Origin of the sequence: Amycolatopsis sp. CB00013 (assembly GCF_001905755.1) — a bacterium.
In the GTDB taxonomy this organism is placed as follows: domain Bacteria; phylum Actinomycetota; class Actinomycetes; order Mycobacteriales; family Pseudonocardiaceae; genus Amycolatopsis; species Amycolatopsis japonica.
In genome coordinates, this window is sequence record NZ_LIWC01000002.1 from 223,582 (window position 1) to 240,693 (window position 17,112).

General features: G+C 68.9%; 18 protein-coding genes and 1 pseudogene. 12 read left to right on the plus strand and 7 right to left on the minus strand.

Features of this window, described 5'->3' with window-relative positions:
* Positions 1-12 precede the first annotated feature (12 nt).
* Positions 13-624: a TetR/AcrR family transcriptional regulator gene (locus AMK34_RS10970; protein ID WP_073844973.1), complete on the minus strand. Its 612-nt coding sequence runs from the start codon at positions 622-624 to the stop codon at positions 13-15.
* Positions 614-1,309, minus strand: coding sequence for an MOSC domain-containing protein (locus tag AMK34_RS10975; protein ID WP_073844975.1), 696 nt, complete (start codon positions 1,307-1,309; stop codon positions 614-616). The genes AMK34_RS10970 and AMK34_RS10975 overlap by 11 nt, the downstream gene beginning before the upstream one ends.
* A 39-nt stretch (positions 1,310-1,348) precedes the next feature.
* Here AMK34_RS10975 and AMK34_RS10980 point away from each other — a divergent pair, with 39 nt between their 5' ends.
* Positions 1,349-1,921 (plus strand): TIGR03086 family metal-binding protein, encoded by a 573-nt coding sequence (locus AMK34_RS10980; RefSeq protein ID WP_073844977.1) that lies wholly within the window; start codon positions 1,349-1,351, stop codon positions 1,919-1,921.
* On the opposite strand, the gene AMK34_RS10985 is transcribed toward AMK34_RS10980, so the two are convergent.
* Both AMK34_RS10985 and exaC read right to left on the minus strand, forming a co-directional pair.
* Positions 1,875-2,258 carry a DUF779 domain-containing protein gene (locus AMK34_RS10985; RefSeq protein WP_073844978.1) on the minus strand — a complete coding sequence of 128 codons (384 nt, stop codon included), beginning with the start codon at positions 2,256-2,258 and terminating at the stop codon, positions 1,875-1,877. The two genes, AMK34_RS10980 and AMK34_RS10985, sit on opposite strands and share 47 nt — an antisense overlap.
* Positions 2,258-3,781 (minus strand): acetaldehyde dehydrogenase ExaC, encoded by a 1,524-nt coding sequence (gene exaC / locus AMK34_RS10990; RefSeq protein ID WP_073844980.1) that lies wholly within the window; start codon positions 3,779-3,781, stop codon positions 2,258-2,260. Before exaC ends, AMK34_RS10985 begins: the two co-directional genes overlap by 1 nt.
* Positions 3,782-3,886: 105 nt before the next feature.
* Here exaC and AMK34_RS10995 point away from each other — a divergent pair, with 105 nt between their 5' ends.
* The 5 genes from AMK34_RS10995 (at position 3,887) to AMK34_RS11015 (ending at position 8,742) form a co-directional block, all read left to right on the plus strand.
* Positions 3,887-5,368 carry a helix-turn-helix domain-containing protein gene (locus AMK34_RS10995; RefSeq protein WP_073844982.1) on the plus strand — a complete coding sequence of 494 codons (1,482 nt, stop codon included), beginning with the start codon at positions 3,887-3,889 and terminating at the stop codon, positions 5,366-5,368.
* Positions 5,369-5,436: 68 nt separating this feature from the next.
* Positions 5,437-6,237, plus strand: a complete 801-nt coding sequence (locus AMK34_RS11000; RefSeq protein ID WP_073844984.1) for an SGNH/GDSL hydrolase family protein — start codon at positions 5,437-5,439, stop codon at positions 6,235-6,237.
* Positions 6,216-6,773 carry a TetR/AcrR family transcriptional regulator gene (locus AMK34_RS11005; RefSeq protein WP_038508192.1) on the plus strand — a complete coding sequence of 186 codons (558 nt, stop codon included), beginning with the start codon at positions 6,216-6,218 and terminating at the stop codon, positions 6,771-6,773. The genes AMK34_RS11000 and AMK34_RS11005 overlap by 22 nt, the downstream gene beginning before the upstream one ends.
* A 248-nt stretch (positions 6,774-7,021) precedes the next feature.
* Positions 7,022-8,080, plus strand: a complete 1,059-nt coding sequence (locus AMK34_RS11010) for a sensor histidine kinase (RefSeq protein ID WP_073844986.1) — start codon at positions 7,022-7,024, stop codon at positions 8,078-8,080.
* Positions 8,077-8,742 (plus strand): response regulator, encoded by a 666-nt coding sequence (locus AMK34_RS11015; RefSeq protein WP_073844988.1) that lies wholly within the window; start codon positions 8,077-8,079, stop codon positions 8,740-8,742. The genes AMK34_RS11010 and AMK34_RS11015 overlap by 4 nt, the downstream gene beginning before the upstream one ends.
* Here the strand turns inward: AMK34_RS11015 and AMK34_RS11020 are convergent.
* Complete coding sequence (locus AMK34_RS11020; RefSeq protein WP_073844990.1) at positions 8,706-10,169, minus strand: phytoene desaturase family protein; 1,464 nt, start codon at positions 10,167-10,169, stop codon at positions 8,706-8,708. The genes AMK34_RS11015 and AMK34_RS11020 overlap by 37 nt on opposite strands.
* A gap of 94 nt (positions 10,170-10,263) precedes the next feature.
* On the opposite strand from AMK34_RS11020, the gene AMK34_RS11025 reads away from it, so the two are divergent.
* Positions 10,264-10,998 carry a DUF2786 domain-containing protein gene (locus tag AMK34_RS11025; RefSeq protein WP_037340562.1) on the plus strand — a complete coding sequence of 245 codons (735 nt, stop codon included), beginning with the start codon at positions 10,264-10,266 and terminating at the stop codon, positions 10,996-10,998.
* Here the strand turns inward: AMK34_RS11025 and AMK34_RS43940 are convergent, their stop codons facing one another.
* A complete protein-coding gene (locus AMK34_RS43940) occupies positions 10,999-11,322 on the minus strand; it encodes a CPCC family cysteine-rich protein (RefSeq protein ID WP_083649835.1) in 324 nt (107 codons plus the stop codon).
* 50 nt (positions 11,323-11,372) lie between these two features.
* On the opposite strand from AMK34_RS43940, the pseudogene AMK34_RS11035 reads away from it, so the two are divergent.
* The 5 genes and pseudogenes from AMK34_RS11035 (at position 11,373) to AMK34_RS11055 (ending at position 15,742) form a co-directional block, all read left to right on the plus strand.
* A pseudogene (locus AMK34_RS11035) lies at positions 11,373-12,106 on the plus strand (GNAT family N-acetyltransferase).
* A 28-nt stretch (positions 12,107-12,134) separates the two neighbouring features.
* Positions 12,135-12,476, plus strand: a complete 342-nt coding sequence (locus AMK34_RS11040; protein WP_038522344.1) for an ArsR/SmtB family transcription factor — start codon at positions 12,135-12,137, stop codon at positions 12,474-12,476.
* A complete protein-coding gene (locus tag AMK34_RS11045) occupies positions 12,473-12,742 on the plus strand; it encodes a hypothetical protein (RefSeq protein ID WP_073844992.1) in 270 nt (89 codons plus the stop codon). The genes AMK34_RS11040 and AMK34_RS11045 overlap by 4 nt, the downstream gene beginning before the upstream one ends.
* A gap of 110 nt (positions 12,743-12,852) precedes the next feature.
* Positions 12,853-15,027, plus strand: a complete 2,175-nt coding sequence (locus tag AMK34_RS11050) for an MMPL family transporter (protein WP_073844994.1) — start codon at positions 12,853-12,855, stop codon at positions 15,025-15,027.
* On the plus strand, positions 15,020-15,742 hold the full coding sequence (locus tag AMK34_RS11055) for a class I SAM-dependent methyltransferase (RefSeq protein WP_073844996.1): 723 nt from the start codon (positions 15,020-15,022) through the stop codon (positions 15,740-15,742). The genes AMK34_RS11050 and AMK34_RS11055 overlap by 8 nt, the downstream gene beginning before the upstream one ends.
* Here AMK34_RS11055 and AMK34_RS11060 read toward each other — a convergent pair.
* Positions 15,739-17,112 (minus strand): UTP--glucose-1-phosphate uridylyltransferase, encoded by a 1,374-nt coding sequence (locus AMK34_RS11060; RefSeq protein ID WP_073844998.1) that lies wholly within the window; start codon positions 17,110-17,112, stop codon positions 15,739-15,741. The genes AMK34_RS11055 and AMK34_RS11060 overlap by 4 nt on opposite strands.

Genomic DNA, 17,112 nt, shown 5'->3' on the forward strand with positions numbered 1-17,112 from the left:
GGAAAGGACCTTTCATCGCACGGCCGCGGCGTCGAGACGGGCGGTGATGGCGGCTCGAGCCAGCGCGTAGGGCTCGGTACCGCCGAACATCACCGAATCGGCGTTCGCGGCCCGCCCCAGCGCGTGCAGCTCGAAGGCCAGCCGGTTCACGTCGACGGACTCACGCAGGTGCCCGGCCTTCCGCGCCTCGACGGCGGTGGACCGGATGAACTGGGCGAAGGCCCGGCTCGCGTTCGCGACCGCGTCGTGCACCCGGCCGGTCCGCGCGTCGAACTCGGCGCCGGTGTTGAAGAAGAAACAGCCGCCCGGGAACACGCGGCGTTCCGAGTAGTCGAGCCAGTTCGCGCACAAGGCGCGCAGCCGCGCGATCCCCTGCTCGACCTCGAGCGTCGGCTCGACGACGTTCTCCGCGAAGATCGCGCTCGCCGTCTCGACCGCCGCGAGCTGCAGTTCCTCCTTGGAACCGAACAGGGCGAACACCCCGGATTTGCTCAAGTCCAATTCGGTGGCGAGCCTGCCGAGGGACAACCCGTCGAGCCCCTCGACGGACGCGATGTCCACGGCGCGCCGAAGCACGATCCGCCTCGTCGCGTCACCGCGGGCCACCCGGCCGTCAACCGGCATTCCGTTCCTCTCGCCGCTTCTTCGCCGATGCCAGGCCGTCACGGTACTGCCGGGAAAGCGACGGCGCCGCGAGCACCCGGTCCAGCAGGGCCCAGTACGCGTCCCGCCGCTCGTCGTCGAGCTGGGCGACGTTGGTGAACGACGCGACGTACACCTCGGCGATCGTCGGGCTCATCAGATCGCGTTCTTCGAGCGTCATCCGTCCCGACGTGGGCACCACGCCCGTCCGCAGCACCCGCAGGTACCAGCCGCTGCGACCGGAATCGATCATCGCCGGGATGACGTCCTTGCGCCCGGTCTTCATCGCGAGCTTGAAACACGGCGTCCGCGGCTGCGAGACCTGGACCAGCGTGTCTCCCCAGGCCCAGACATCGCCGACCCGGACGTCGTACTCGTCGGCGCCCGTCACCGAGGCGTTCTCCCCGAAATCACCCGCGGACACCGGGAAACCCTGCTCCGCCCAGGCGGCGTAGTGCGACGCCGGGTAGACGTAGACCGCCTTGTCCACGCCGCCGTGGACGGTGCGGTCGGCCTGGTCGTCGCCGGCCAGATTGATCTCGTCCAATTCCAGGAACGGCGTCTCCACCCGCGATTTCGCGATGGCGCTGTACACCGGGACGTCGCGCTTCGTCCCCAGTACCGACGGACGCCCGACGAAGACCTCGTTCACTTCGAGAGTGTTCACCTCTAGAAGATAGCACGATCGTTCGTATACATTGCCGCCATGGATCTCATCGCACTCACCACCCGGGCCCATCGGGCCACCGGAGCCACGATCGCCGGAATCGGCGCGGACGACTGGGACCGCTCGACCCCCTGCGCCGAGTGGACCGTCCGTGACATCGTGAAACACCTGATCGAGGGCCACGATTCCCGCACCGCGCAGGCGACGGGCCACCCGATGAAGAGCCGGCCGTCGGCCGACGACGAACTCGCCGGCTCATACGAAGCGAGTTCCGCCGCGTTCCTCGCGGCCTTCGACGGCGAAGCGCTGGAGAAGACCTTCGATTTCGGGAGCTTCGGCCCGCTCCCCGGGAAGAACGCGCTGGCCGTGCTGTTCGTCGACACGCTCACCCACGACTGGGACCTCAACACCGCCCTGGGCCGTGAACACCGCTGGGACGACGAGCTCGCGACGGCCGCGTTGAAGGTGGCGAGCCGCTATCCCGACGTCACGCCGGTCCGCGGGCCCGGCGGCGCCTTCGACCACGCTGTCGAGGCACCGCCGGACGCCGGACCGGGCGCACGGCTCATCGCGTTGCTGGGCCGTTCAGCTCGGCCGATTCCTCGTCGCTGAACAACCGGGACCGGACCAGGAAACGGACCCCTTCGGGCGCCTCCAAGGAGAATCCGCTCCCTCGGCCGGGGACGACGTCGATGGTCAGATGCGTGTGCTTCCAGTACTCGAACTGGGGACCCGACATCCACACCGGAACGTCGTCGACGCCTTCGACGCTCAGGTCACCAAGGTGGACATCGGACGCCCCGGTGCGGAATTCGCCCGCCGGGTAGCACATCGGGGCGCTCCCGTCGCAGCATCCGCCGGACTGGTGGAACATCACCGGCCCGTGGAGCGACACCAGCCGCCGCAGCAGATCCGCGGCGGCCGGTGTCAAGCCGACCCGCTCGGCCATCAGAAGAACCCGAGCGCACTGTCCGAATAGGACACCAGCATGTTCTTGGTCTGCTGGTAGTGGTCCAGCATCATCTTGTGGTTCTCGCGCCCGATCCCGGACGCCTTGTAGCCGCCGAAGGCCGCGTGCGCCGGGTACGCGTGGTAGTTGTTGACCCACACCCGGCCCGCTTGGATGTCGCGGCCGGCGCGGTAGGCGGTGTTGCCGTCGCGCGACCAGACACCGGCGCCGAGGCCGTACAGCGTGTCGTTGGCGATCTTCAGCGCGTCGGCGTAGTCGTCGAACCTGGCCACCGAGACGACCGGGCCGAAGATCTCCTCCTGGAAGATCCGCATCTTGTTGTCGCCTTCGAAGACCGTCGGCTGCACGTAGTACCCGCCGGACAGTTCGCCGCCGAGGTCGCTGCGCTCGCCGCCGGTGAGGATCTTCGCGCCTTCCTTCTGCCCGATGTCGATGTAGGAAAGGATCTTCTCCAGCTGGTCGTTCGAGGCCTGCGCGCCGATCTGCGTCTCGGTGTCGAGCGGGTGCCCCTGCTTGATCTTCTTGACCCGCTCGACTGCGTCGCCGAGGAACCGGTCGTAGATGCCGGACTGGATCAGCGCCCGCGACGGGCAGGTGCAGACTTCGCCCTGGTTCAGCGCGAAGAGCGCGAAGCCTTCCTGCGCCTTGTCGTAGAACGCGTCGTTGGCGGCGGCGACGTCGTCGAAGAAGATGTTCGGGCTCTTCCCGCCGAGTTCGACGGTGACCGGGATGATGTTCTCGCTGGCGTACTGCAGGATCAGCCGTCCGGTGGTGGTCTCACCGGTGAACGCGACCTTCCGCACGCGGTTGCTCGACGCGAGCGGCTTGCCGGCCTCGACACCGAAACCGTTGACGATGTTCAGCACGCCCGGCGGGATCAGATCGCCGATGAGCGACATCAGCAGGTGAATCGACGCCGGGGTCTGCTCGGCGGGTTTCAGCACGATCGCGTTGCCCGCGGCCAGCGCGGGCGCGAGCTTCCAGACCGCCATCAGCAGCGGGAAGTTCCACGGGATGATCTGGCCGACGACGCCGAGCGGCTCGTGGAAGTGGTACGCGACGGTGTTGTCGTCGATCTGGGAGATCCCGCCCTCCTGGGCGCGCAGGGCGCCGGCGAAGTAGCGGAAGTGGTCGATGGCCAGCGGGATGTCGGCGGCCAGGGTCTCGCGGACCGGTTTGCCGTTCTCCCACGATTCGGCGACGGCGATCGTTTCGAGGTTCTGTTCCATCCGGTCGGCGATCCGGAGCAGCACGTTCGCGCGCTCGTCCACCGACGTCCTGCCCCAGGCCGCTGCCGCACCTTCGGCGGCGTCGAGCGCGCGGTCGATGTCGGCGGCGGTGCCGCGGGCGACCTCGGTGAACACCTGTCCGGTCACCGGGGTCGGGTTCTCGAAGTACTGACCGCTCGCGGGCGGTACGTACTCGCCTCCGATGTAGTGGTCGTAGCGCGACTCGTAGCTGACGACGCTGCCTTCGGTGTTCGGTGCCGCGTACTTGGCCATCTTTCCTGCCTCATCGCTAGGGGTGGCGGATGACGGCGAAGCTAGGGCGGGTGAGGTTGCACGCACGTTGCAACGAAGTGAGCGCGGTCACCTATTCTCGGAAACGTGGCAGAGCGGCCCGCTGGAGAGTCCTCGCCGCGTGACCCCCAGGCGTACGCGCGGCTGCTGAAGGACGTCCACGACGCCGTCCTCTCCGGGGTTCCCGCGCCGCGTTCCCCCAGGTCGATCGTGTCCGCTTCGTGGAATCGCTCGCTCGCCGCGCACGTCGATCCGGACACCGGCGTCGCCCCGCTCGTCTACGACTCCGGCGAGGTGAACGGGCTGCGCGACGAGCATCCGCTGGCCCCGGTCCTGCCGATCCTGCGGCAGACGCTGGTGAGCATCGCCGACGACGCCGAGCACATGATGATCGTGACCGACGCGGCCGGGCACATCCTGTGGCGGGAGGGCGCCGCGGGCGTGTTGCGGCGCGCGGACGGCGTGATGCTCGCCGAAGGCACGCGCTGGAGCGAGGACGTCATCGGCACGAACGCGATGGGCACCACGCTCGCCACCGGGGAGCCGGTGCAGATCTATTCGGCCGAGCACCTGGTGCGGACCTATCACGGCTGGACCTGCGCGGCGGCGCCCGTACGCGATCCGGAGACCGGCGCGCTGCTCGGCTCGATCGACGTCAGCGGTCCGCTGCGGACGGTCCATCCCGCGATGCTCGCGCTGGTCACGGCGGCCGCCCAGCTCGCCGAAGGCCAGCTGCGGGCCCGGCTCGCGATGCACGACGAGCGGCTGCGGGCCGCGAACATGACCCATCTGGAAGCGTTGCGTGGCGCGCCGGGAGCACTGCTCTCGGCGAAGGGCCGCGTGCTGGCGGCCGAATCCTGCGGCGACCTTCCCTCCACAGTGGACATCAGGCCCGGCGGTGGCGCGGTCACCCTGCCCGACGGGCGGCTGGGCACGGTGGAGCCGTTGAGCGAGGGCTACCTGCTGCGCCTGCGGAACCGGGGCGCGTCGCGGCGGCCGCGGCTCGCGCTGGAGTTCCTCACCGACGGACCACCGTCGACCACAGTGGACGGTCGCGAGGTGCCGTTCACCTTGCGGCACGCGGAGATCCTCACCCTGCTGGCGCTGAACCCGGGCGGCCTCTCGGCGGAGCGGCTGGCCCTGCTGCTCTACGGCGAGAGCGGTAATCCGGTGACCGTGCGCGCGGAGATCCACCGGCTCCGGACGCAGCTCGGCTCGGACATCGTGCAGACGCGGCCGTACCGGCTTTCCGCCGAGGTGGACGCCGATTTCCTACGCGTCCGCGCGGCGCTCAAACGAGGCGACGTCGCGGCCGCGGCGGACGCCTTCCGCGGTCCGCTGCTCGCCGAATCGGAGTCGCCCGCCGTACGCGAGGAGCGCGAGGCCGTCACCGCGTCGGTCCGGCGGGTCGTCCTCGGCAGCGGGGACGCGTCGGCGTTGTGGTCGTACTGGGAGACCCCGTGCGGGGCCGACGACCTGGAGATCGTCGACGCGCTGTGCCGGGTGCTCCCGGACGGCGATCCGCGGCGCGCCGTCGCCTTCACCCATCGGAACCGTCTCGACCGCTGAGTAGACAGCGTCTACATCGGTTTGATAGACAGTGTCTACAAGGTGAACTCGCGGTTACGGAGATCTGGATGGGCTACCAACGTTTCGTCGCGCTCGGCGACAGCTGCGCCGAAGGGCTGGCCGATCCGCATCCGTCGGGCGGTTTCTACCGCGGCTGGGCCGACTTCGTCGCGCACCGGCTCGCCGAGGACGAGCCCGGTTTCCGTTACGCCAATCTCGCGGTCCGCGGGCGCAGGCTCGACCAGATCCACGCCGAGCAGACCCCGGCGGCGACCAGGCTCCAGCCGGATCTGATCGCCTTGTTCGGCGGCGGCAACGACGTGATGAGCCGCGGCTGGGACGCGCGCACGGTCGCCCGCCGCGTCGACACCGCCATCCGCGCCTGCACCGAGATCGCGCCGCGGGTCGTCACCTTCACCCTCAGCGACATCTCCCACCGCATGCCGATGGGCCACCGCATGCGCCCGCGCATCGTCGCGCTGAACGACGCCGTCCGCGAGGCGTCCGTCAGCTACGGCGCGACGCTGGTCGACCTCTGGCCGGACGACGCGGCGCACGATTCCCGCTACTTCGGCCCGGATCGGCTGCACCTGTCCGAGCAGGGCCACCGGCGCCTTGCCGGGCACGTGCTCGGCAAGCTCGACGTCTCCCATGATCCGGCCTGGCTCGCCCCGCTGCCCGGTTCGGCCGGACGGCCCGGCCTGCGCGCGGATCTGCGCTGGCTGACCAGGGAGGTCCTCCCGGTCGCGGTCAGCCGGTTCCGCAACCGGCTCATCGGCCGCCAGCCGGGCGACGGCTTCCTGCCGAAACGCCCCGACCTCCTGCCCGTTCTCGAGGAGACCCGGTCGTGGGCGCCCGAACCCGCTTGATCGACACCGCGGCGGCCCTGCTGGCCGAAGAAGGCGTCGGCGCCGTGACACTGCGCGGGATCGCCAAAGCGGCGGGCGTCTCGCACGGCGCGCCGCTGCGGCATTTCACCGGCCGCGCGGCGCTGCTTTCGGCGGTCGCCACCCGCGGTTACGTCGAACTCCTCGAACGCGGCGCCGACCTGCCGGCCGGGACACCCCGCGAACGGCTCATCGCGGCCTGCCACGGCTACCTCGATTTCGCGCTGGCCAATCCGGCGATGTTCGAGCTGATGTTCCGCCGCGATCTCATCGATCCGGACGATCCCGAGCTCACGCGGGTGAGCAGCGCGGTGTTCGACTTCTTCGCCGCGTTGGTCGAGGACGTGCAGGAAGGCGGCTGGCATCCCGCGACCGATCCGCGGCTGCTCGCGTCGTCGCTGTGGGCGTCACTGCACGGCCTCGCCCAGTTGTGGCTCTGGGGCGGTCTGGCGGGCGCGAGCTTCGCGCCGACACCGGAGCGGGCGCTGGCCGTCACGTTGGACGCCTATCTGGGCTGAGGCTCGGCGAAGAGGCGGCCTGTTCCGGATATCCCCTCCCGAAGGCCCTCTTACCCGGAGCGGGTCATCCTCTTCGCCGAGTTCGGGGAATGGAATATCCATCCTGTTCCGACGTTATCCGGACCGATCACCGAGCGGAATCCCCGCGAGTCGGAAGCCGGGGTAAACCTTGGCGGTATATGGCGCGATGAATACCGCGCTGGTTGCAGGAATTGGGCGCCTTCTCGCCGCGACGGTAACTTGCGGAAGTGCCGTCCCTCTTCTCTCTCCTCCGCGCACGGCCGCTGCTCACCGACTGCCTGATCACCGCGGCGGCGGCCACCCTTCTCGCCTTGGGCGCGGCACCCCGCGGCGGTTCGTTCGGCGACCCGGCCGGGGCGGGCGTCGTCCTCGCGGTGCTCATCGCCCTCCCGCTGATCGTGCGCCGCCGTCATCCGATCGCGGTCCTGCTCGCCTCGGTCTCGCTCATGACCGTCTACACCGCCTTGGGTTACCAGGCCACACTGGGCGAACCTTCGGCGTTCATCGCGGCGTACACGGTGTGGGCGCGGTATTCGCCGCCCAAGACCATCCCGCCGACCATCCCCGAACGGCTCGGCCACCTGCGCGCGGACCGGAGGCTGGAACGCGCCGTCCGCGCGGAACGGGAGATCCGGCTCGAAGCGGAACAGGCCGTCGTCGAGGAGCGCATCCGCATCGCCCACGAGCTGCACGACGTCGTGTCCCACCACATTTCGGTGATCGCGGTGCAGGCGAATCTGGCGCGGTACGTCTTCGAATCCTCCCCGGACACCGCGCGCACCGCGCTGGACACCATCACCGGGACCACGACCGAAGCGCTCGACGAACTGCGGCGTCTGCTCGGCGTGCTACGCCCGCCCCAGCGCGAAACCCATGAATACCGACCCCAGCCCGGCCTCGCCGACCTTCCCGCACTGGTCACCCGTGTGCGTGAAGCCGGCCTCACGGTGAAGACGCGGACCATCGGCGAACCGCGACGACTTCCGCCGGGGCAGCAGCTGTGCACCTACCGAATCGCGCAGGAAGCGCTTACCAACGTGCTGAAACACGCGGATGAGGCGATCGTGGAACTCGTCCTCGAATACGGCGAGGACGCGCTCGTGCTGAGTGTGCGCAATTCCGCGCCCGAAGGGACACCACCACCGAATCCGGCGGGACACGGCCTCATCGGAATGCGTGAACGGGCGAGAATGTACGGTGGTTCGATCGAAATGGGACCGGCCGGATCCGGTGGTTTCGCGATCGAACTGACCCTTCCCTATCTGCCGCAGGAGCGAGCCCGGTGACCAGTGTGCTGGTGGTCGACGACCAGGATCTCGTCCGGGCGGGATTCGTCGCCCTGCTCGAAGCCGTTCCCGGCGTCCGGGTCGCGGGCGAGGCACGAGACGGGCTCGAAGCCGTCGAGAAGGCTCGTGAACTGCGTCCCGACGTGATCCTGATGGACATCCGGCTTCCCGAACTCGACGGAGTGAAGGCGACCGAGCGGATCCTCGCGGACACCGGGGCGGAAAAGCCGCACGTGCTCATGCTGACGGTGTTCGACCTCGACGAATACGTCTACACGGCGTTACGCGCGGGCGCGGCGGGTTTCCTGCTCAAGGACAGCCCTCCGGAGACCCTGATCGCCGGGATCCACGCCGTCGCGCGCGGCGACATGCTGTTCGGCCCGACCATCACGCGGCGGCTCGTGGAGGCCTTCACCCAGGGCCCGCCGGAAAAGCCGGCGGCCCCGCCCGTGCTGGCCGGGCTGACCGAACGCGAAATCGAGGTGCTGCGTTTCGTCGGCACCGGCATGCCGAACGCGGACATCGCACGGAGCCTGCTGGTCAGCGAGGCCACGGTGAAAACGCATCTGAACCGCTTGATGACCAAGCTCCGGATCTCCAGCCGGGCCCAAGCCGTGGTGGTGGCCTACGAAACGGGACTCGTGCGACCCCGCGGTTCCTGAATCACCCGCTCGAAATCCCTCCCCAGCACGGCTTTCGCGGCGTACCAGCCGCCCATCCCGTGCACGCCGGGGCCCGGTGCCGTCGCAGCCGAACACAGGAAGACACCGCCGAGCGGCGTCCGGTGCGTATTCCATCGGGCGACCGGCCGCCCGAGTACCTGCCGCAGATTCACCGCGCCGGCCGCGACGTCGCCACCGGGATAGTTCGCGTTGTAGGCCTCCAGTTCCGGCGCGGTGACGCAACGGCTCGCCAGGATCGTGTCGGAGAAGCCGGGCGCGAACCGTTCGATGCGCCGCCGGACGAGCTCGGTGACGTCTCGCGGATCCCCATGCGGCAAATGGCAATACGCCCACACCGGCCGCTTGCCCGGCAACCCGCGGGACGGGTCGATCGCCATCGGATCCGACACGAGCACGAACCGGTCGTCCGGATCTTCTCCGCGCACGATGGCGTTTTCAGCGGCGTACACCTCGTCTCGTGTGCCTCCGAGATGGACGGTGCCCGCCTTGCCGACCCCCGGCGCCGCCCACGGAACCGGTTCGGACACCAGGAAATCGACCTTCGCCGCGCCGGGTCCGTAGCGGTAGGCCTCGAGCGCCTTCCGGTAGCGCGGCGGCAACAGCCCGCCGGCGATTTCGAGGAAACCGCGCGGGGCGATGTCGAGGATCACCGTGCGCGACTTCGCCAGTCGCCGCAGATCGGTGATCCTGCTTCCGGTGTGGATCCGTCCGCCGCGGGCGCGGAGATCGGCGGCGAGCGCCTCGGTGATCGTCCGGCTTCCGCCGCGGGCGATCGGCCAGCCCGTCGAGTGCGCGAGGTGGCTGAGCAGCAGTGTCGCACCGGCCGCCGCGAGTGAGGGCTGGCGGCTCATCACGTGCGCGGAAACCCCGGCGAGCAGCGCGGGCGCTTCCGGGCCGGCGAACAAGCGGCGTTCCGAACCGGACGCGAGCAGCGCGATCCTGGCCGGGAGGAGGGCCGCGGCGCGCGGGTCGCGAGGCGGATGGCGAAGGTCTCCGAGCAGGAGATCGGCCAGTTCACGACTGCGTTCGGCCAGCGGACCCAGCAGACGGCGCCACCGGGGGCCGTCCACGCCGAGGGCGTCACAGGTCCGGTCGAGATCTTCGTACGCGAGACCGGCCCGGTCACCGCCGAGAGGATGCGCGTACGCGATCTCCGGCCGCAGAAGGTCGACACCGTGCTCGGCGAGGCCGAACCAACGGAAGAAAGGAGACGCCGCGGCCAGCGGATGTCCGGTGGCGCAGATGTCGTGCCGGACCTCGTCGTCGAACAGCGAAGCCGTGCGCGTCCCACCGCCGATCTCTTCGGCCGCTTCGTGCACTTCGACCGTCAGCCCCGCCCTGACCAGCAGGACCGCCGCCGCGAGCCCGTTCGGTCCGGAACCGACCACCGACACGTCGACCGACATACCGCCCCCTCACCGGGATCCGGACCTCTCGTCCGAATATTGTCGGACCTCTCTCCTAGATTGATCCGCTCCAACCCAATCAGGAAGGAGGACCATGCCCGACCATGACACGCTGCTCGCGCGCGTCCGGAAACTCCTCGCGAAGGCGGAGGACCCGGCGGTCACCGAGGCCGAAGCCGAGTCGTACAACACCAAGGCCGCCGAACTGATCGCCCGGTACGGCATCGATCAGGCCTTGCTGGCCGCCTCCGGGGCGACCGCCGACGAGATCACCCAGATCAAGATCCCGATCGACAACCCGTACAGCCGGGACAAGGCGGGCCTGCTCACGAACATCGCGCATCCGCTGCGCTGCCGGGCCCTGCTGCACCGGCTCGGCCAATCGGTCACCGCGGTGACGGTGTTCGGTTTCCGTTCCGATCTGGAGCGCACGGAACTGCTGTACACGAGCCTGCTGCTGCAGGCGACCACCCAGCTGACCAGGGTCCGCCCGGAGAACCGGGTGTTCGCGGGCGAATCGCTGGCCGCGTACCGGCGGACGTGGCTGCACGGATTCTCCGGCGCGGTCTACGAACGGCTCCGCAACAGCGAGGACACCGCGGCCAGGACCCATACGGCCACCGCCGGTCACCGCTCGGCCGAACTGGTGATCCAGGATCGGACGGCGATGGTCAAACAGGCGTACGACGAGCAATACGGCGACCTGCGCTCGGCGCCGCCGAGGCGGCTGTCCGGCAGTGGCTATCTCGACGGCCACTCCGCGGGCGAACGCGCCAACCTCAACACCACCGGAATCACCGGACGGCGCCGCGCGCTGCCCGTACGCTGATCAGTACCGCCTCCGCTTCACCCGCCTGACCTTCGCGTCTTCGGGCAGCGGCCGAGCGCTCCCCTCGACAGGGATCTCGCCCGGTTCCGGAGGCCGCACATTGTGCACATGCGCCTCTTCGCAGGCACCGTGAAGGTCGAAGTTCCGCCGAGCGACCGTAAGTGACAGGGCACCGTTAGGCCCACCTCGGACGACGTCAGTGTCGTGGTCGTCCTGCCCGTCGTCTTCCCAGAAGCAGACCGAGCAGATCTCGAACGCGCCGCGCTCGCCCAGCGTGAGATAGCCGCAGCAAGGACAGGCGTACGCGCCCTTCCCTCTCGTCATACCGGAAAACCACCTCGTGAGAATCGCGTGTCCTCGGGTCTACTGAGGACATGATCGTGATCGAAGACCTGGCCACCAGGCCCGAACTGCGCGAGCCCGCGCTCGGCCTCGGCGGCACGGTCTGGCCGGACTGCTGGCGAAGTCGTCCCACCTGGGCGCCCGCTGGCCGGAATACTTCCTCGTGCTGCTGGAAGACGGCGTTCCCGTGGCGAGAACCGCCGCCGTCCCGGTCGGCTTCCCGACCGCCGAACGCCCGGAACTGCCGGACCACGGCTGGGACGCCGCCCTGATCTGGGCCGCGGAAGACCTGCTGAGCTCCCGTGAGACGAATACGTTGATCGCACTCGAAGTGATGGTCGCGCCAGGCCGCCGTGGTGGCGGCCTGGCCACAAAAGCGTTGGAAGCGTTGAAAAAGCGCGCTTCGGAAACCGGAATGCGCAAACTCGTCGTGCCGGTCCGCCCGGCCGGGAAGGAGAACGAACCAGCACTGTCCTTTGAGGACTACATCGCCCGCCGTCGCGCGGACGGGCTGCCGGAGGATCCGTGGCTGCGCACGCATGAACGGCTCGGCGCCCGGTTCCGGAAAGTGGCGCCGTTCGCGATGACGGTCACCGGCACCTTCGCCCAGTGGAAGGCGTGGACCTGCGTCGAACTCCAGGACGGTCTCACGGCCGTGCCGGGCGGGATCGCGCCGGTGCTCGCTTCCTCGGCGCTGGACGTCGGCGTCTACACGGAGCCGAACGTCTGGCTCGAGCACCTGGTAGATGAAGTCAGCACCTGCTAGATTTCTTTGGCATGTGCAGGAGCTCGGCATGACCGCCACCGGACCGTCCGGCGACGAGCTGCTGCGGCTGCTGGGGGCGCTGGCGAATCCGCACCGGCTGCGGATCGTCGCGGCACTGCGTGCGGAGCGCGCGTATGTCAGCCAGCTGGCGCGGGAGCTCGGCATCAGCCGGGCGTTGCTGCAGCTCCACCTGCGCAAACTGGAGGCGGCCGGGCTCGTGTCGGCCGCACTGGAGCTGTCGGAGGACGGGAAGGCGATGAAGTTCTACGAGGTGAAACCGTTCCTGGTCGAGCTGAGCCCGGACACCATCGCCGCCGCGGCACCGACGCTGAGCACACCGGCACCGGGTGACGAGGGGGAACGATCGTGAACTGGCATCAATGGCAGGAGGTCGCCGGGCTGATCGGCATCTTCGTGTTCCTCACCGTGGTGATCACGGTGGTCGTGTGGCAGTTCGGCGCGACCATCCGGGCCAGGGGCGCGCTCGCGCGCGAGCAGGAATACCGCAGGCTCGCCGAGAAAGCCGTCCAGGCGCAGGAAGTGACCGAACGCAAACTGACCGAACTCGACGGACGTCTCGCGGATCTCCGGAAGAGCGTGGGCACGGTCGAGCGAATCCTCAAGGAGGTCGACTGACCACCGGTGAAAGACCCTGGGCCGCCGAGCGGCAACTCGACGGCCCAGGAAAGAAGAAGCAAAAACCTCGCCCGAGGCATCTCACTCCTTCACGTAAAGGACTGTAGTTCATGCTGCCCGAAAAGATCGCCGCCTGGTCCATGCGGCACCGCGCGGTCACGCTCGCCGGCTGGGTCGCCCTCGTGGCCGTCGCCCTGCTGTCGGGAACGCTGATGGACGGCGACAGCCGCCGGAGCACCGATCCCGGCGAATCCGGCCGCGCCCAGACCGCTTTGAACGCCCAAAACACCTTCGACCCGTTCCGCGAAAACGTCCTCGTAGAGGCTAAGGAACCAAGCTCGCCGCCGTTCGCCGCGAACGAAGAACTCCGGCGGACGACCGATGACCTGGTCACCACGCTCACCCGTTCCGGCTCGGTCACCGACGTCCGCTCGCCACTGGCCGACGCCGAACGGATCTCGGCCGACAGCGCGTCCGGACTCGTCGGGTTTTCGATCGCGGGCGGCGAGAAGGACATCCGCCCGAACTTCGAGACCGCGACGGCACGAGTGGCCGAAGTCGCCGCCCGGCATCCGTCGGTCCGGTTGAGCCAGTCCGGAGATCTGAGCCTGTCGACCGTGGTCGACAAGGGCATCCGCGAGGACGTCAAACGCTCGGAACTCCTGTCCCTGCCGCTGACGCTGGTGATCCTGCTGATCGTCTTCGGGGCGCTGGTCGCCGCGTCGGTCCCGTTGCTGCTGGCGGGCACGAGCGTCGCGGCGACGTTCGGTTTCCTGTCCGTCGTCGACGACTTCACCCCGATCAACAGCGCGACGACGGTGATCACCCTGCTCATCGGGATGGCGGTCGGCGTCGACTACTCGCTGTTCTTCCTCAGGCGGCAACGGGAAGAGCGCGCACGCGGGCACTCGATCGACGCCGCGACCCGGATCGCCGCACGGACGTCCGGGCACGTCGTGGTCGTCTCCGGGCTCACGGTCGTCCTGTGCGTGAGCGGGCTGGTGTTCACCGGGCTCGACAATTTCACCGGCCTCGCGATCAGCACGGCGTTCGTGGTCGGCCTCGCCGTGCTCGGTTCGGTCACCGTGTTGCCCGCACTGCTCTCGTTGCTGGGCGACAAGGTCGATCGCGGCCGGATTCCCTGGCTGGGCGAGCGGCGCACCACGGCGGAGAAGTCGCGGTTCTGGTCCGCGACCGCCCGCGTGGTCACCCGGCGGCCGGCGTTGTGGGGCGGGCTGGGAGCCGCGTTGCTGATCCTGCTCACGCTGCCCGCACTCGGCATGCGCCTGCAAGATCCGACTCCGGCGGAAAGCCTGCCGCGGTCGCTGCCCGCGATCGACGCCGCAGTCCGCACCCAGGCGGCCTTCCCTGGCGTGGTCTACCCCGCCACAGTGGTGCTGACGGCCGAGAACGGTGGCCCGGTCGACAGCCCGGCCCTGCGGTCGGCGATCACCGATCTCGAACGGCGGATCGGGGAAACCTCCGGCGTGCTGAACAAACCCATCGCCGTCGCGGGCGTCGACGAGGCGGTGGTCGTCCGGGTCCCGCTCTCCGGCGCCGGCCGGGACGCGGAATCCGATGCGGCGCTCGCGAAGCTGCGTACCGAAGTACTCCCCGAGACGATCGGGAAGGTGGACGGCGTCGAGTACGCGGTATCCGGCCGGACGGCGAGTGCCCGCGACTTCGCGGATCGGGTCGTCGAGCGGATGCCGCTGGTCTTCGGGTTCGTCCTGCTGGCGGCGTTCGTGTTGCTGCTGCTGGCTTTCCGGTCGGTGCCGGCGGCGCTCGTGTCGATCGTGCTGAACCTGCTGTCGATCGGCGCGGCCTACGGCGTGCTCACCTGGATCTTCCAGGACGGCCATTTCGCTTCCCTGCTGGGATTCACCCCCTACGGCGGGGTCGTCGGCTGGCTGCCGATGTTCATGTTCGTCCTGCTGCTCGGGCTGAGCATGGACTACCACATCTTCATCCTCAGCCGGATCCGTGAACGCCGGGCGGAAGGCGCCGTCGCCGCGATCGTCCGCGGTACCGGCACGAGCGCCGGCGTGGTCAGCGGCGCGGCGGTGATCATGGTCGGCGTGTTCAGCGTCTTCATCACGTTGAGCGCGATCGAGTACAAGATGATGGGCGTGGGGATGGCGGTCGCCGTCCTGATCGACGCCACGCTGGTCCGCGGCGTGCTGTTGCCCGCTTTCCTGGCGTCGCTGGGAGAACGGGCGTGGCGGCGCGACCGTAAATCCGTGGCTCCCGAACGCGTCCCGGAACTATCGTCGCCGAATGCCTGACGCGCTCTTCGCCCACGCCCGGCTCGCACCGATCTACGACGCCTTCGACGGCGCTCGCGACGACCTGGACCACTACCTCGGCATCATCGGCGAACTCGGGGCCAAGAGAGTGCTCGACGTCGGCTGTGGCACTGGTTGCCTGGCCGTTCTCTTGGCCGCACGCGGAATCGAGGTCGTCGGTGTCGATCCCGCGAAGGCGTCACTGGACGTCGCGAAGGCCAAGGACCCGGAAGGGAAGATCACCTGGATCCACGGTGACACGCAAGCGGCGGGCGACGTGGGAGCCGATCTCGCGGTGATGACCGGGAACGTGGCCCAGGTCTTCCTGACCGACGACGAATGGAGCCGGACCCTCGAAGGCGTCCATGCCGCGCTGGTGCCGGGCGGTCACCTGGTCTTCGAGATCCGGCGCCCCGGACGCCGGGTGTGGGAGGACTGGGCGGCCGACACGGCACACGACACCATCGACGTCCCCGGCGTCGGCGAGGTCGAGCAGTGGCGCGAGGTCACCGAAGTGAACCTGCCGTTCGTGTCGTTCCGGTACAGCTACCGGTTCCCGGACGGCGAGGTCGTCACCTCGGACTCGACGTTGTGGTTCCGCGAACGCGAAGACCTGGAGTCGTTGCTGGCGGAACACGGTTTTCGCGTCCTGGACGTCCGGGACGCCCCCGACCGTCCAGGACGCGAGTACGTGTTCATCGCCCAGCGGAGTTAGAGGACTTCGCCGTCCGCGATGGTTTTCGGCCCGCTGATCTTCACATCGCCCCAGACGACGACGTCCTTCCCGAAGGTGACGTCGCCGTCCACCGCGAGGCTCGTGCACTCCTTGAGCGAAGGCGCGACGGGGATACGCGCGTCGAAGTCCGGAAGGAGCTTGTAGAACTCCTTGCTCAGCGACACGACCGGCGGGGTGGTGGTGAACTCCGGGACCATCTCCCCGCCGTCGTCGAGCACGTACGCGTCCGACCGGACGACCAGCAGATCGTCGGTGGTCTTGACCGGCGCGAACCGGGTCCGCGGGATCTCGATGGCCCGCGCGCCCTCGACCGAACCGATCGCCGCGCCCATCGCCGTTTCGAGCTGGATCACCGGCGTGCTGGTGGCGTCGGCGGGATCGACGGTCTTCCGGTTCACGATCAGCGGCAACAGCGGCGCGGCGGGGTCCGCGTCCTGCAGCGCCTTCAGCCGTTCGAGATCGAACCAGATGTTGTTGGTGTTGAAGAAACGCCATTTGGCGACGTCGCCGAACGAGTCGTCCCCGTCGGGGACCTGCGCGGATTCACGCAGGACGATCCGGCCCGCTCGCCGCGCGAGGTGCCCGCCCTTGCGGTCGGCCGCGGTGCCGAGCACCGTCTCCATCGCGAACGGGATGTCCTCCTTCGCCAGCCACGCCGCGATCCGGGCGTCCGGGAGCGCGCCGAGGTTGTCGGAGTTGGACACGAAGCACCAGCGGATTCCCTCCGCCAGCAGGGTTTCGAGCATTCCGCTCACCGCGAGCGCGACGTAGATGTCGCCGTGCCCCGGCGGGCACCATTCGAGCTCCGGGTTCGCGGGCCAGGCGACGGGCCGCCCGTCGGCGGTGATCTTCGGTTCGCGCCCCTGCAGGAAGTCGGCCGGGATGGCGTCGTCGGCGAGATCGGGATACTTCTTCAACAACTCCAGCGAAGGTTCGCGGGTGCCCGCCGAATTCATCAGGATCAGCGGAAGCCGCGCGTTGTACTTCTCCCGCGTCGAAAGCACCTGCATGGCGATGACGTCGAGGAACGTCTTCCCCGGTTTGATCTCCAGCAGCGATTTCGGGCCGGTGAGACCCATGCTCGTGCCGAGCCCGCCGTTGAGCTTCAGAACGGCGGTGCGGTCCAGCACCCGGCGCGCTTCTTCGGCGTCCGGCTCCGGCAGATCCACGAGCCTGCTGATGTCATCGAGAGGTTCGAGTTCGTTTCCCGGCAATTCACCGGCGCCGGGTTCGGTCAGCTGCTCGAGACGCCGTCGCAGGGCCGCCAGCTCCATGGCGTGGGCGCCCGCGGAACGCATTTTCGACAGCGTTTCGGCGAAATGATCGGACAGGTGCGCGTCAGAGCTCAT